Consider the following 16,283-nt stretch of genomic DNA (forward strand, 5'->3'; position numbering starts at 1 on the left):
CCTTGGTAAACAATGAGTTACGCAGTTTTCGGCGGCAAGTTGCTTCAGGTCATCGAAGCCGAAAGGAAGTTGAAAAAGAGGTGTTGACAGCAGCGAGTAACGCTGTAGAATTCGCCTCCCGCTGACGAGAGATCGAAAGCGCAAGTGGTTGAAGTTGTTAAGGAAATCCTTGAAAACTTCTGAAAATAATCACTTGACAGCAAATGAGGCTGCTGTAGAATGCGCGCCTCGGTTGAGACGAAAGATCTTAACCAACCGCTCTTTAACAACTGAATCAAGCAATTCGTGTGGGTGCTTGTGGTATCAGGCTGCTAGTCAACAGATTATCAGCATCACAAGTTACTCCGCGAGAAATCAAAGATGTAACCAACGATTGCTGAGCCAAGTTTAGGGTTTTCTCAAAACCCAAAGATGTTTGAACTGAAGAGTTTGATCATGGCTCAGATTGAACGCTGGCGGCAGGCCTAACACATGCAAGTCGAGCGGATGAAAGGAGCTTGCTCCTGGATTCAGCGGCGGACGGGTGAGTAATGCCTAGGAATCTGCCTGGTAGTGGGGGACAACGTCTCGAAAGGGACGCTAATACCGCATACGTCCTACGGGAGAAAGCAGGGGACCTTCGGGCCTTGCGCTATCAGATGAGCCTAGGTCGGATTAGCTAGTTGGTGAGGTAATGGCTCACCAAGGCGACGATCCGTAACTGGTCTGAGAGGATGATCAGTCACACTGGAACTGAGACACGGTCCAGACTCCTACGGGAGGCAGCAGTGGGGAATATTGGACAATGGGCGAAAGCCTGATCCAGCCATGCCGCGTGTGTGAAGAAGGTCTTCGGATTGTAAAGCACTTTAAGTTGGGAGGAAGGGTTGTAGATTAATACTCTGCAATTTTGACGTTACCGACAGAATAAGCACCGGCTAACTCTGTGCCAGCAGCCGCGGTAATACAGAGGGTGCAAGCGTTAATCGGAATTACTGGGCGTAAAGCGCGCGTAGGTGGTTTGTTAAGTTGGATGTGAAAGCCCCGGGCTCAACCTGGGAACTGCATTCAAAACTGACAAGCTAGAGTATGGTAGAGGGTGGTGGAATTTCCTGTGTAGCGGTGAAATGCGTAGATATAGGAAGGAACACCAGTGGCGAAGGCGACCACCTGGACTGATACTGACACTGAGGTGCGAAAGCGTGGGGAGCAAACAGGATTAGATACCCTGGTAGTCCACGCCGTAAACGATGTCAACTAGCCGTTGGGGACCTTGAGCTCTTAGTGGCGCAGCTAACGCATTAAGTTGACCGCCTGGGGAGTACGGCCGCAAGGTTAAAACTCAAATGAATTGACGGGGGCCCGCACAAGCGGTGGAGCATGTGGTTTAATTCGAAGCAACGCGAAGAACCTTACCAGGCCTTGACATCCAATGAACTTTCCAGAGATGGATTGGTGCCTTCGGGAACATTGAGACAGGTGCTGCATGGCTGTCGTCAGCTCGTGTCGTGAGATGTTGGGTTAAGTCCCGTAACGAGCGCAACCCTTGTCCTTAGTTACCAGCACGTTATGGTGGGCACTCTAAGGAGACTGCCGGTGACAAACCGGAGGAAGGTGGGGATGACGTCAAGTCATCATGGCCCTTACGGCCTGGGCTACACACGTGCTACAATGGTCGGTACAGAGGGTTGCCAAGCCGCGAGGTGGAGCTAATCCCATAAAACCGATCGTAGTCCGGATCGCAGTCTGCAACTCGACTGCGTGAAGTCGGAATCGCTAGTAATCGCGAATCAGAATGTCGCGGTGAATACGTTCCCGGGCCTTGTACACACCGCCCGTCACACCATGGGAGTGGGTTGCACCAGAAGTAGCTAGTCTAACCTTCGGGGGGACGGTTACCACGGTGTGATTCATGACTGGGGTGAAGTCGTAACAAGGTAGCCGTAGGGGAACCTGCGGCTGGATCACCTCCTTAATCGACGACTCAGCTGTACCATAAGCTCCCACACGAATTGCTTGATTCATTGAAGAAGACGATAGAAGCAGCCCGAAATTGGGTCTGTAGCTCAGTTGGTTAGAGCGCACCCCTGATAAGGGTGAGGTCGGCAGTTCGAATCTGCCCAGACCCACCAATTTTGTGTGGGAAACGCCTGTAGAAATACGGGGCCATAGCTCAGCTGGGAGAGCGCCTGCCTTGCACGCAGGAGGTCAGCGGTTCGATCCCGCTTGGCTCCACCACTACTGCTTCTGAAGTAAGAGCTTAGAAATGAGCATTCCATCGAGTGATGGTGAATGTTGATTTCTAGTCTTTGACTAGATCGTTCTTTAAAAATTTGGGTATGTGATAGAAAGATAGACTGAACAGCACTTTCACTGGTGTATGTTCAGGCTAAGGTAAAATTTGTGAGTGACTCTTAAGAGTTTTGCGAATTTTCGGCGAATGTCGTCTTCATAGTATAACCAGATTGCTTGGGGTTATATGGTCAAGTGAAGAAGCGCATACGGTGGATGCCTTGGCAGTCAGAGGCGATGAAAGACGTGGTAGCCTGCGAAAAGCTTCGGGGAGTCGGCAAACAGACTTTGATCCGGAGATGTCTGAATGGGGGAACCCAGCCATCATAAGATGGTTATCTTGTACTGAATACATAGGTGCAAGAGGCGAACCAGGGGAACTGAAACATCTAAGTACCCTGAGGAAAAGAAATCAACCGAGATTCCCTTAGTAGTGGCGAGCGAACGGGGACTAGCCCTTAAGTGGCTTTGAGATTAGCGGAACGCTCTGGAAAGTGCGGCCATAGTGGGTGATAGCCCTGTACGCGAAAATCTCTTAGTCATGAAATCGAGTAGGACGGAGCACGAGAAACTTTGTCTGAATATGGGGGGACCATCCTCCAAGGCTAAATACTACTGACTGACCGATAGTGAACTAGTACCGTGAGGGAAAGGCGAAAAGAACCCCGGAGAGGGGAGTGAAATAGATCCTGAAACCGTATGCGTACAAGCAGTGGGAGCAGACTTTGTTCTGTGACTGCGTACCTTTTGTATAATGGGTCAGCGACTTATTTTCAGTGGCGAGCTTAACCGAATAGGGGAGGCGTAGCGAAAGCGAGTCTTAATAGGGCGTCTAGTCGCTGGGAATAGACCCGAAACCGGGCGATCTATCCATGGGCAGGTTGAAGGTTAGGTAACACTGACTGGAGGACCGAACCGACTACCGTTGAAAAGTTAGCGGATGACCTGTGGATCGGAGTGAAAGGCTAATCAAGCTCGGAGATAGCTGGTTCTCCTCGAAAGCTATTTAGGTAGCGCCTCATGTATCACTGTAGGGGGTAGAGCACTGTTTCGGCTAGGGGGTCATCCCGACTTACCAAACCGATGCAAACTCCGAATACCTACAAGTGCCGAGCATGGGAGACACACGGCGGGTGCTAACGTCCGTCGTGAAAAGGGAAACAACCCAGACCGTCAGCTAAGGTCCCAAAGTTATGGTTAAGTGGGAAACGATGTGGGAAGGCTTAGACAGCTAGGAGGTTGGCTTAGAAGCAGCCACCCTTTAAAGAAAGCGTAATAGCTCACTAGTCGAGTCGGCCTGCGCGGAAGATGTAACGGGGCTCAAACCATACACCGAAGCTACGGGTATCACTTAGGTGATGCGGTAGAGGAGCGTTCTGTAAGCCTGTGAAGGTGAGTTGAGAAGCTTGCTGGAGGTATCAGAAGTGCGAATGCTGACATGAGTAACGACAATGGGTGTGAAAAACACCCACGCCGAAAGACCAAGGTTTCCTGCGCAACGTTAATCGACGCAGGGTTAGTCGGTCCCTAAGGCGAGGCTGAAAAGCGTAGTCGATGGAAAACAGGTTAATATTCCTGTACTTCCGGTTATTGCGATGGAGGGACGGAGAAGGCTAGGCCAGCTTGGCGTTGGTTGTCCAAGTTTAAGGTGGTAGGCTGGAATCTTAGGTAAATCCGGGATTCTAAGGCCGAGAGCTGATGACGAGTTACCCTTTGGGTGACGAAGTGGTTGATGCCATGCTTCCAAGAAAAGCTTCTAAGCTTCAGATAACCGGGAACCGTACCCCAAACCGACACAGGTGGTTGGGTAGAGAATACCAAGGCGCTTGAGAGAACTCGGGTGAAGGAACTAGGCAAAATGGCACCGTAACTTCGGGAGAAGGTGCGCCGGTGAGGGTGAAGCACTTGCTGCGTAAGCTCACGCCGGTCGAAGATACCAGGCCGCTGCGACTGTTTATTAAAAACACAGCACTCTGCAAACACGAAAGTGGACGTATAGGGTGTGACGCCTGCCCGGTGCCGGAAGGTTAATTGATGGGGTTAGCTAACGCGAAGCTCTTGATCGAAGCCCCGGTAAACGGCGGCCGTAACTATAACGGTCCTAAGGTAGCGAAATTCCTTGTCGGGTAAGTTCCGACCTGCACGAATGGCGTAACGATGGCGGCGCTGTCTCCACCCGAGACTCAGTGAAATTGAAATCGCTGTGAAGATGCAGTGTATCCGCGGCTAGACGGAAAGACCCCGTGAACCTTTACTATAGCTTTGCACTGGACTTTGAATTTGCTTGTGTAGGATAGGTGGGAGGCTTTGAAGCGTGGACGCCAGTCTGCGTGGAGCCATCCTTGAAATACCACCCTGGCAACTTTGAGGTTCTAACTCAGGTCCGTTATCCGGATCGAGGACAGTGTATGGTGGGTAGTTTGACTGGGGCGGTCTCCTCCTAAAGAGTAACGGAGGAGTACGAAGGTGCGCTCAGACCGGTCGGAAATCGGTCGTAGAGTATAAAGGCAAAAGCGCGCTTGACTGCGAGACAGACACGTCGAGCAGGTACGAAAGTAGGTCTTAGTGATCCGGTGGTTCTGTATGGAAGGGCCATCGCTCAACGGATAAAAGGTACTCCGGGGATAACAGGCTGATACCGCCCAAGAGTTCATATCGACGGCGGTGTTTGGCACCTCGATGTCGGCTCATCACATCCTGGGGCTGAAGCCGGTCCCAAGGGTATGGCTGTTCGCCATTTAAAGTGGTACGCGAGCTGGGTTTAGAACGTCGTGAGACAGTTCGGTCCCTATCTGCCGTGGACGTTTGAGATTTGAGAGGGGCTGCTCCTAGTACGAGAGGACCGGAGTGGACGAACCTCTGGTGTTCCGGTTGTCACGCCAGTGGCATTGCCGGGTAGCTATGTTCGGAAAAGATAACCGCTGAAAGCATCTAAGCGGGAAACTTGCCTCAAGATGAGATCTCACTGGAACCTTGAGTTCCCTGAAGGGCCGTCGAAGACTACGACGTTGATAGGTTGGGTGTGTAAGCGCTGTGAGGCGTTGAGCTAACCAATACTAATTGCCCGTGAGGCTTGACCATATAACACCCAAGCAATTTGACTACTCGAAAGAGCATCAGATTGCGGTGTGTGAAGACGCAATGAACCGAAAGTTCGCGTAACTCGCAAATCACCGAAAGCTGTCACATACCCAATTCGCTGGAACGTCGCAAGACGGCCCGGCTCAAGAATTTCTTGACGACCATAGAGCATTGGAACCACCTGATCCCATCCCGAACTCAGAAGTGAAACGATGCATCGCCGATGGTAGTGTGGGGTTTCCCCATGTGAGAGTAGGTCATCGTCAAGATTAAATTCCGAAACCCCTATCTGCGTATGCAGGTAGGGGTTTTGTTTTGCCCGCAGGAAAGTTCAGCCAGCAACTCCTGGCAGGTCCCCGCTGTCACAGTCTCCCGAGAATGCTAAGGTTCGGCCCTAGATTTCGTATTTTCCAAGGAAGCCTTTATGCCGGACGCGACGTCCCTCAGCGCTGGTTTTATGGTGGTTCACGGCAACCGCCTGGACGAATTGCGCAGCCTGGTGGTCAGTTGGATGCGGCGCTACCCGCTGTCTCCCCTGGAGAATGAGATAGCGTTGGTGCAGAGCAACGGCATTGCACAATGGCTCAAGTTGGCGTTAGCCGAAGACGCTGAAGATGACGACATGGGCGGTTGCGGAATCGCCGCGGCCATCGACGTGCAATTGCCTGGCAGTTTCATGTGGCAGCTCTATCGCATGGTGCTGGGGCGCGATGAAATCCCTGTGAACTCCCTGCTCGATAAAGCCCCGCTGACCTGGCGTCTGATGCGCCTGCTTCCACAATTGATCAATCAACCGCACTTTGAGCCCCTGCAACGCTTCCTCACCAATGACACTGACCTGCGAAAACGCTATCAATTGGCAGAGCGGCTGGCCGATTTGTTCGACCAATATCAGGTCTACCGCGCGGATTGGCTCGAAGACTGGGCACAAGGTCGTCATCAGCTGCGCAGCGTTAGAGGTGAGCCCAAGCCGCTGTCTCCAGCCAACTGCTGGCAGGCGGAATTGTGGCGTGCGCTACTGCTGGATGTCGGTGAAGGTGGTATGGCGCAGAGCCGTGCCGGGGTTCATCAGCGGTTCATCGAACGCATCAACGGTCTCAACACCGCACCCGCTGGATTACCCTCCCGAGTCATTGTCTTCGGGATCTCCTCCTTGCCAGCTCAAGCGCTGGAAGCCTTGGCCGGACTGGCTCGATTCAGCCAGGTGCTGCTGTGCGTGCACAATCCGTGTCGTCATCATTGGGCAGACATCGTCGCCGATAAAGACCTCCTGCGGCATCAATACAAACGACAGGCTCGCAAGAGCGGGATGCCGGTTGTACTCGACCCGCAAACCCTGCATCAACACGCTCATCCACTGCTGGCAGCATGGGGCAAGCAGGGCCGCGACTACATTAACCTGCTCGACAGCTACGACGATCCGAACAGCTATCGTTCGGCGTTTCGCGACGGTCGCATCGATTTGTTCAGTGACAGCGTGCCGCTGAACATGCTCAATCAATTGCAGGATGACATTCTTGAGCTTCGGCCATTGAACGAAACTCGCGAACGTTGGCCAGCAGTAGATCCACAGAAAGATCAATCGATCCGCTTTCACATCGCTCACAGTGCTCAGCGCGAAGTTGAGATCCTTCACGATCAGTTGCTCGCGCGCTTCAGTGCCGACCCACAATTACGTCCTCGCGATGTGATTGTCATGGTCCCGGATATCGACAGTTACGCACCGCATATTCGGGCCGTGTTCGGCCAGCTCGAACGTCACGATCCGCGCTTTATCCCCTTTACACTCGCCGATCAGGGGCAGCGGGGACGTGATCCGCTCCTGATCGCGGTCGAGCACCTGCTCAAGCTTCCCGACAGTCGCTTCCCTGTCAGCGAAATCCTTGATCTGCTGGACGTTCCGGCACTGCGTGAGCGCTTTGGTGTCGAGGAGCGAGACCTGCCGACCCTTCATCGCTGGATCGAGGGCGCAGGCATCCGCTGGGGCATGAATGCCGAGCAGCGTGCCGGCCTTGGTTTACCGCAGGCGCTGGAACAAAACAGTTGGCGTTTCGGCCTGCGGCGAATGCTGCTTGGCTATGCCGTTGGCAGTGGCGAGGCTTGTGGCGGTATCGAGCCCTACGATGAAATCGGTGGCCTGGATGCTGCGCTCATAGGTCCGTTGGTTGCACTGCTGGATGCGTTGGAAATTGCCCATCACGAGCTCACGCAGCCGGCATCGCCGCAACAATGGAGCGTGCGCTTGCAGGCACTGGTTTCACTGTTCTTCCAGGCCAGCAACGAACATGACGACTTCCTGCTGACTCAACTGGAAACGTTGCGCGAAACCTGGCTCGAGAATTGTGAATCGGTCGGTCTGGAAGAAGAACTGCCGCTGACCGTAGTCCGTGAAGCCTGGCTCGCCGGTCTCGATCAGGGGCGGTTGTCCCAACGCTTTCTCGCCGGTTCGGTGAACTTCTGCACCTTGATGCCGATGCGTGCGATTCCCTTCAAGCTGGTGTGCTTGCTGGGCATGAACGACGGCGACTATCCGCGAGCGCAACCACCGCTGGACTTCGACCTGATGGGCAGTGACTACCGCCCCGGGGATCGTTCACGACGCGAAGATGACCGCTACCTGTTGCTCGAAGCGCTGCTATCGGCCCGAGATCAGCTCTATATCAGCTGGGTGGGTCGCAGCATTCGCGATAACAGTGAGCGTCCGGCGTCGGTCTTGATTGGCCAGCTCCGTGACCATTTGGCCAGTGGCTGGCAATCGAGCGAGGCCGGTGCGGATCTGCTCGAAACCATCACTCAGGAACACCCGCTGCAGCCCTTCAGCGCCCGTTATTTCCATGAAGGCGATGACGTGTTCAGCTACGCCAACGAATGGCAAGTGCTTCACCAGACCCCTCAAAAAAACACGGAAGACGCAATCCTTAATCCCCACGTTCAGGAAGAGCCGCTGAGTCTTGGCCAACTCCAGGACTTCCTGCGTAACCCGGTGCGACATTTCTTCAGTCAGCGGTTGAAGGTGTTCTTCGAGGCAGCCGAAGTGCCTTTGGCGGACGAGGAACCCTTTGTACTCGATGCTCTGCAACGCTATGGCCTCAGCGACAGTTTGCTGGAAGCGGCACTGGCGGATGCGCAGAACCCTGACCAGGCACTTGAAGCCCAAGCCCGACGCCTGCAAAACAGTGGGCTGTTGCCCATGGCCGGATTTGGCGAATGCCTGCAGCGAGAACTGATCGAGCCGTTGCCGGATCTGCTGCAACGCTATCAGCAACTTCTGGCTCTGTGGCCAACGCCATTGACCAGCGCCTTGCCGGTCAATCTGCAGTTGCATGACCTGCGAGTTGAAGGCTGGCTCAGTGGCCTGCATCAACGTGCCGACGGTGGGTTGCTGTCCATCACTACGATTCCCAACAGCATTGGTTCGATCAAGTCGCGCAAATGGCATCGCCTGACGCGGCCTTGGGTCAATCATCTGATCGCATGCGCCAGCGGGCTGACGATGACCACTGCGTTGGTGGCCAGTGACGACAGTCTGATGCTCGCGCCAATGGAAGCTGAATCAGCCAATCGACTGCTGGGTGACCTGTTGCTGGCCTGGCAATCGGGCATGCGTCAGCCACTGCCGATTGCGGTCAAGACAGCTTTCGCCTGGCTTGGTCAGGCTGAACCGGTCAAAGCCGAGGCGGCTGCTCGTAAGGCCTATGAAGGTGACGGATTGACCACTGACGGTGAGCGACGCGAAAGCGTGGCGTTGGCCCGCCAGTTTGCCGACTTCGATGCGTTGGTCGCCGACGAGACATTCGTCGATTGGTGCAATGCTCTATACAAACCATTACTTGATGCCCCCTGGCGTTCGATGTCCAGCGAGGAGGCGCGCCCATGACCACCAAGACACCTTTGGCGCTGGCATTCCCGCTGCGCGGAAGTCAACTGATCGAAGCCAGTGCCGGGACCGGCAAGACGTTCACCATCTCTGCCCTGTACCTGCGCCTGGTCCTCGGCCATGGCGCAGAGGAAAGTGGATTCGGTCGTGAATTGTTGCCTCCGCAAATCCTTGTGGTGACCTTCACTGATGCCGCCACCAAAGAACTGCGCGAGCGTATTCGCACTCGCCTGGCCGAAGCCGCCCGTTTTTTTCGCGACGAAACACCGGCCCCTGACGGACTGATCGCCGAACTGCGCGAACAGTACCAGCCCGGGCAATGGGCCGGCTGTGCCAATCGCCTGGACATCGCTGCGCAATGGATGGACGAGGCGGCCGTCTCGACGATTCACAGTTGGTGCCAGCGCATGTTGCGCGAGCACGCCTTCGACAGTGGCAGTCTATTCACCCAGACACTGGAAACCGACCACAGCGATTTGCTCGGTGAAGTCCTGCGCGATTACTGGCGGTTGTTCTGTTACCCGATGCAAGGCGATGCACTGAACTGGGTGCGCAACAACTGGGGTGGACCGGCGGCCTTGTTGCCTCGGGTTCGAGGCCTGTTTACCAGCGAGCGGGACAATGTCGATCAGGGTAAAGAACCTGCCGAGCTGATCGCTGAGTGTTTGCAGGAACGGCGAGCCGCCTTGTTGGAACTCAAGCAGCCGTGGCGACAATGGGCGGACGAGTTGCTCGCCATCTGTCATGAGGGTGTCGCCAGCAAGAGCGTCGACGGTCGCAAGATGCAGGCGCGTTACTTCGAACCCTGGTTCGAGAAGATCAAGGCCTGGGCCGAGGATGAAACCCTTGAGCAACTGGACATCGGCACCGGCTTCACACGCCTCACGCCCGACGGCATGGCTGAAGCCTGGAAGAAGGGCGAGGTCCCTCATCATCCGGGGCTTGAGGCAATGCCCGCTCTGAAAGCCTGTCTGGATAGCTTGCCGACACCCGATGCGGCGGTGCTGCAACACGCCGCCCACTGGGTCGGTGCACGTTTCGAGGAGGAAAAACGTCGCCGCGCGGAAATGGGTTTCGATGACATGCTGCTACGCCTCGATGCTGCCTTGCAAGCCGAGGGCGGAGAGCGTCTGGCGACTCTGATCCGCGAACAATTTCCGGTGGCGTTGATCGACGAGTTCCAGGATACGGACCCGGTGCAGTACCGGATTTTCGAGAGCATTTATCGCATCGAGGAGAACAATCCTGAAAGTGGCCTGTTCCTGATCGGCGACCCGAAACAAGCGATCTACGCTTTCCGCGGTGCCGACATCTATACCTATCTGCGCGCGCGCCAGGCGACCTCTGGGCGCTTGCATACGCTGGGTACCAACTTCCGCTCGAGTCATGGCATGGTCAGCGCCGTGAACCATGTCTTTGACCGTGCCGAAACCCGTGAGGCCGGACGCGGCGCCTTCCTGTTTCGCGAAAGCAATGGCGATAACCCGGTTCCGTTTTTGCCCGTCGAGTCCCAAGGCCGCAAAGAAGTTTTGCACATTGATGGTCAGGCGGTCCCCGCGCTGAACATCTGGCAATTTTCAGCCGAGCAGCCGTTGTCCGGTGCGGTGTATCGACAACAACTGGCCGCTGCCTGTGCGAGTCAAATCACCACTCTGCTCAACGGTGGCCAACAAGGTCGTGCGGGGTTCTTCCAGGACGGCAAAGACTTCAAAGGCCTGTTGCCGGCGGATATCGCGATCCTGGTCCGTGATGGCAAGGAGGCCCAGGCTGTGCGTGCCGAGCTCGCTGCCCGTGGTGTGCGCAGCGTTTATCTGTCGGACAAGGATTCGGTGTTCGCCGCCCAGGAAGCGCACGACGTGCTGACCTGGCTCAAGGCCTGTGCCGAGCCGGATGTCGAGCGCCCCCTGCGGGCTGCGCTGGCCTGCATCACGCTGAACCTGTCGTTGGCGGAGCTGGAGCGGCTCAATCAGGACGAACTGGCCTGGGAAGCGCGGGTCATGCAGTTCCGCCGCTATCGCGAGATCTGGCGCAAGCAGGGTGTGTTGCCCATGTTGCGGTGCTTGCTGCATGACTTCCAGTTGCCTCAGGCATTGATGGCACGCAGCGATGGCGAACGGGTACTGACCAACCTCTTGCACCTGTGCGAGTTGCTGCAACAGGCGGCCGCCGAACTGGATGGCGAGCAGGCTCTGATTCGTCATTTGTCCGAGCATCTGGCGCTGTCGGGCCAGGCCGGTGAAGAACAAATCCTGCGTCTGGAAAGCGACGAGCAACTGGTCAAGGTGGTGACCATCCACAAATCCAAAGGGTTGGAATACCCGCTGGTGTTCCTGCCATTCATTTGTTCGGCGAAGCCGGTAGATGGCAGTCGCTTGCCACTGCATTACCACGACGCAAACGGCAAGGCCCAAGTGACCTTGAACCCCACCGCTGAGTTGATCGCCCTGGCTGACGATGAGCGTCTGGCGGAAGACCTGCGCTTGCTTTATGTGGCCCTGACCCGCGCCCAGCACGCCTGCTGGCTGGGGGTGACTGACCTCAAACGCGGCAATAACAACAGCTCGGTGCTGCACCTCTCGGCGCTGGGGTATCTGTTGGGCGGTGGTGCGGCCTTGACGGAGTCGGCCGGGTTGAAACGTTGGCTGCAAGACTTGCAGCAGAACTGCCCCGCGCTGGGTTGCAGTGAAATGCCTGAAGCCACCGCTGAGCATTACCATCCACCGCAGAACGAAGCGGCGTTGCGTGCCCCGTTGGTTCCCAAGCGCAAGGCCAGCGAGCACTGGTGGATCGCATCTTACAGCGCCTTGCGCCTGAGTGATGTGCTGAGCATCGGCAGTGATCAAGCGCCGGAAAGTCCTCAGGCACAGAAACTCTTCGATGATGAACGTCTCGATCCACAGGCACCCCGCGAGATGATCGCCGGCGGGGCCGATATCCATCGGTTCCCTCGTGGCCCGAATCCGGGCACCTTTCTCCATGGCTTGCTTGAGTGGGCGGGTGACGAAGGTTTTTCCGTCACGCCACAAACCGTGGAGGACGCCATCGCCCGTCGCTGCAATCGTCGAGGCTGGGAAGGCTGGATCACCACGCTCAGCGACTGGCTGCAGCATCTGCTCAAGTCACCACTGCCAGTGGGGGCGGAGCAGGCCCCGGTGGTGTTCGAGCAACTGACTCAATACCAGGTCGAAATGGAGTTCTGGTTCGCCAGCCATAAGGTCGATGTGCTCAAGCTCGATGCGCTGGTGCGCCAATACACCCACAACGGTGTGGCCCGCGTGGCCGCCGAGCCAGTATTGCTCAATGGCATGTTCAAGGGCTTCATCGACCTGACGTTCGAGCACGACGGCCGCTACTACGTCGCTGACTACAAATCCAACTGGCTTGGCCTTGATGATTCGGCCTACACCGAACAAGCCATGGAGCAGTCGATCCTCGACAACCGTTATGACCTGCAATACGTCTTGTACCTGCTGGCCCTGCATCGGCAGCTCAAGGCTCGGCTGGCCGACTATGACTACGACCGGCATGTGGGTGGTGCGGTGTATCTGTTCCTGCGCGGTACGCGAGCCCCCAGCCAGGGCGTGTATTTTACCCGTCCGCCCAAAGAGCTGATCGAGCGGCTGGACCGACTGTTTCAGGGCAAGGCAGAACCAAAAGCCGAACCGGCGTGGGAACAAGGAGTATTGCTATGAGCCGGACCTTCGTCGATCTGCTGCCCACCTCGCTGGCCGCTGAAAGTCTGGCAGACCTCGATCCATTGAATCGCGCCGACGACTTGCTGGTATTGCTGACACGCTGGGTCGAGCGCGGCTGGTTGCGTGCGCTGGACAAAGCCTTCGTCGGCTTTCTTCATGAACTGGCGCCGGACGATGATCCGCTGATACTGCTCGCGGCAGCGTTGACCAGCCACCAATTGGGCCATGGGCATGTCTGCCTGGATCTGTTCGAGACATTGAAGGAACCGGACTTCGCCCTGTCGCTGCCACCGGAAGGCGACGTGCACGGAGGGGCAATGCTGCTGCCCTCACAGCTGCTGGAGTCCCTGGACGGTGCCCACTGGTGCAAGGTCCTGGCAGCCGGCAGCTTGGTCGCGTTGGCGGCTGACGCGCGTGAGTCGGTGCAGCAGCGGCCCTTGGTGTTGTCGGGCAAGCGCCTGTATTTGCGTCGCTATTGGGCGTACGAACGGCGTATCGACAACTCGTTGCGCCAACGCTTGGCGCAACAGGAAGAAACGCCGAGTGACTTGCTTCAACGCCTGACCGGTTTGTTCGGTTCGGCCAGGGCCGGTGAAGTCATCGATTGGCAGAAACTGGCCTGCGCCCTCGCGACTCGAAGCGCCTTCAGTATCGTCACCGGTGGTCCGGGCACCGGTAAGACCACCACGGTGGTGCGCTTGCTGGCCTTGCTCCAGGCGCCGGCGGTGGAAGCGGGCAAGCCACTGCGCATCCGTCTGGCCGCACCGACCGGCAAGGCTGCAGCGCGGTTGACCGAGTCCATCAGTCAGCAAGTTCGAACGCTGAAAGTCACCGAAGACATACGCAGCAAAATTCCGTCGGATGTCACCACTGTTCACCGTCTGCTCGGCAGCCGGCCTGGCACGCGACATTTTCGGCACCATGCGGGCAATCGCCTGCCGCTGGATGTGTTGGTGGTGGACGAAGCGTCGATGATCGACCTGGAAATGATGGCCAACCTGCTGGATGCACTGCCGACCCATGCGCGCCTGGTGTTGCTGGGTGACAAGGACCAGTTGGCCTCGGTGGAAGCGGGGGCGGTGCTTGGCGATTTGTGCCGCGATGCGGAGGCAGGTTGGTACAGCCCGCAAACACGCCAGTGGCTCGAGACGGTCAGTGGTGAAAACCTGGAGGCCAGCGGGTTGCAGGAGGACATCCAGGGCACGCATCCGTTGGCTCAGCAGGTGGTGATGTTGCGCCACTCGCGGCGGTTCGGTGAGGGCAGCGGTATTGGCCAATTGGCCCGTTGGGTCAACCAGCAGCAGCCAGAAGAGGCGCGCAAGTTGCTGGCGGCTCGAAGCCACGACGATGTGTTTTGTGTGTCCCTCAAAAATGAACAGGATCGGACGCTGGAGCGCTTGCTGCTTGAAGGTCATGGCGAGGGGCCGCAGGGCTATCGGCATTACTTGAGCCTGCTGCGTAACCAGCGGCCAGCGCTCGACATTCCGCTGGATGATTCACGCTGGATGGCGTGGGCTCGACAAGTCTTGCAAGCCTTCGATGCCTTCCAGTTGCTGTGCGCGGTCCGCAAAGGGCCCTGGGGCGTGGAAGGACTGAATCTGCGCGTGACTGAGGCCTTGCTCAAGGCTCGGCTGATCGACAATGACCAGCAGTGGTATGAAGGGCGGCCCGTGTTGATGACGCGCAATGATTACGGACTGGGCTTGATGAACGGCGATATCGGCATCGCGCTTAAATTGCCCGAACATGATGGGCCTGACGCGGGCAAACAGGTGTTGCGCGTGGCGTTCCCGCGCAATGACGGGCAGGGCGGGGTGCGTTTCGTTCTGCCGAGCCGGCTCAATGATGTCGAAACCGTTTACGCGATGACGGTGCACAAATCCCAAGGCTCGGAATTTGCCCATACCGCACTGATTCTGCCGGATGCCTTGAATCCGGTGCTGACCAAGGAATTGATCTACACCGGAATCACCCGGGCCAAGGACTGGTTCACGCTGATCGAGCCGCGTAACGGCGTGTTCGAAGAGGCGGTGAGACGCAAGGTCAAGCGCTTGAGCGGGTTGATGCTGGAGCTCAAGGAAGGAGTGGATACGTCCGATTAAAACACGCGCCTGTAACTGTAGGAGCGAGCCTGCTCGCGATGGTCGTGAACGTTTACGCGTGTTTGTTGGAAAAACGCGGTGTTTTTGAGTCCATCGCGAGCAATCTCGCTCCTACAACGGCATTTTCTCAGTTATCTGCAGCGAGGCGCCCGTGGCGTTCAATGACTCCGCTTCCTCGATCGTGGAGAGCGCTGAATAATCGAGAAACATTTTGGCGGCATCATCTGTAACCTGAACCCGGTAATTTCGTCGGCCTCTCCAGGCATTCAGTCTGGTTCAACCCTATTCAAGGCTTGGGCGTGTGCGCCCTCGTAGATAGGCAGAAGGCGACGATTTGCAGATGAAAAAAATAATAAAAAAACTTCGGGACCATTACTGGAAAAATTGGCTTCGCCAGCACAACTGCAAGTTCGCTGGAGGCGTGTCGTCCCTTGGTGCGAAAACCAGGCTGATACTTGAAGAGAACGTATTGCTTGGAAACGTCGTCATCGACGCCAAACAACTGAGCATTGGTGCTCATACCTACATCCGAAGCAATTGCGTACTTTCGGCTGTGTCTTCGATAGGGCGATTCTGTTCCATCGGTAGAAACTGTTATATCGGCCAGGACAAAAACACTCACCCTTCGGATTGGGTGAGTTCTCACCCCTTTCAATTCACCAATGCCCCATTATCCTTCGAGCCGAAAATCGCCGATGTCACCATCGGTGATGATGTGTGGATCGGGCACGGCGCGATGATCATGGAAGGGGTCACGGTGGGCACTGGCGCCATCATCGCCACGCGTGCCGTGGTACTTCACGATGTACCTCCCTACGCCATCGTCGCGGGATTCCCGACGAAAGTGATCAGGTACCGTCATCCTCCCGAACTCGCAGACAGCTTGTTGAACAGCAAGTGGTGGGAGTGTGATGTCGACTTTCTCCAGACCTTGCAACTCGATGAGCCCGAGACCGTTCTACCTCATCTGATGGATACACGTGACGACAATCTGGCGAGCTACAAGCGGCTGGAAGTCAGTCGCAAAGGTTGTCGTGTGATGCTTGGCTGATATTGCCTCCTGAATGCTCTCAGCACTCAATCGGTAAACCGCAACTCCCGTGACTCACCCATCAACAACGGCCCATTCAGTTCCGTCACCTCACGGATGTAATCCCACAACAGGGTGATCCGCTTGAGCTTGCGCAGGTCCTCGCGGCAGTACATCCAGAACCTCAAGGAACTCAGGTTAACCCAATGAATACAGGGGCTAACCGC

General features: G+C 56.5%; 4 protein-coding genes, 2 tRNA genes, 3 rRNA genes and 1 pseudogene. 9 read left to right on the forward strand and 1 reads right to left on the reverse strand.

Annotation, left to right across the window (positions count from 1 at the left end):
- Positions 1–417 precede the first annotated feature (417 nt).
- From ABTV22_RS03225 to ABTV22_RS03265, 9 genes are all read left to right on the forward strand, one after another.
- Positions 418–1,954 (forward strand): 16S ribosomal RNA (locus ABTV22_RS03225).
- A gap of 80 nt (positions 1,955–2,034) precedes the next feature.
- A tRNA-Ile gene (locus ABTV22_RS03230) sits at positions 2,035–2,111 on the forward strand.
- A 30-nt stretch (positions 2,112–2,141) separates the two neighbouring features.
- Positions 2,142–2,217: transfer RNA gene (locus ABTV22_RS03235), tRNA-Ala, on the forward strand.
- 243 nt (positions 2,218–2,460) lie between these two features.
- Positions 2,461–5,352 (forward strand): 23S ribosomal RNA (locus tag ABTV22_RS03240).
- 153 nt (positions 5,353–5,505) lie between these two features.
- Positions 5,506–5,621, forward strand: a 5S ribosomal RNA gene (gene rrf / locus ABTV22_RS03245).
- The 16S, 23S and 5S rRNA genes sit together here with 2 tRNA genes alongside, the layout of an rRNA operon.
- A 155-nt stretch (positions 5,622–5,776) precedes the next feature.
- Positions 5,777–9,229: an exodeoxyribonuclease V subunit gamma gene (recC, locus tag ABTV22_RS03250; protein ID WP_433738537.1), complete on the forward strand. Its 3,453-nt coding sequence runs from the start codon at positions 5,777–5,779 to the stop codon at positions 9,227–9,229.
- On the forward strand, positions 9,226–12,921 hold the full coding sequence (recB, locus tag ABTV22_RS03255; protein WP_433738538.1) for an exodeoxyribonuclease V subunit beta: 3,696 nt from the start codon (positions 9,226–9,228) through the stop codon (positions 12,919–12,921). Before recC ends, recB begins: the two co-directional genes overlap by 4 nt.
- The gene (gene recD, locus ABTV22_RS03260; RefSeq protein ID WP_433738539.1) at positions 12,918–15,026 is read left to right on the forward strand and encodes an exodeoxyribonuclease V subunit alpha; all 2,109 of its coding nucleotides are present in this window, start codon (positions 12,918–12,920) and stop codon (positions 15,024–15,026) included. Before recB ends, recD begins: the two co-directional genes overlap by 4 nt.
- Positions 15,027–15,366: 340 nt before the next feature.
- On the forward strand, positions 15,367–16,077 hold the full coding sequence (locus ABTV22_RS03265; protein ID WP_433738540.1) for a CatB-related O-acetyltransferase: 711 nt from the start codon (positions 15,367–15,369) through the stop codon (positions 16,075–16,077).
- A gap of 26 nt (positions 16,078–16,103) precedes the next feature.
- Here ABTV22_RS03265 and ABTV22_RS03270 read toward each other — a convergent pair.
- Positions 16,104–16,241: pseudogene (locus ABTV22_RS03270) on the reverse strand (LysR family transcriptional regulator); the annotation flags it as partial.
- Positions 16,242–16,283 lie beyond the last annotated feature (42 nt).

The organism is Pseudomonas putida, from assembly GCF_050990305.1.
Lineage (GTDB): Bacteria > Pseudomonadota > Gammaproteobacteria > Pseudomonadales > Pseudomonadaceae > Aquipseudomonas > Aquipseudomonas putida_AH.

Coding starts and splice junctions, on each gene's coding strand:
- recC (WP_433738537.1), top strand. CDS start 5,777: ATGCCGGACGCGACGTCCCTCAGCGCTGGTTTTATGGTGGTTCACGGC.
- recB (WP_433738538.1), top strand. CDS start 9,226: ATGACCACCAAGACACCTTTGGCGCTGGCATTCCCGCTGCGCGGAAGT.
- recD (WP_433738539.1), top strand. CDS start 12,918: ATGAGCCGGACCTTCGTCGATCTGCTGCCCACCTCGCTGGCCGCTGAA.
- ABTV22_RS03265 (WP_433738540.1), top strand. CDS start 15,367: ATGAAAAAAATAATAAAAAAACTTCGGGACCATTACTGGAAAAATTGG.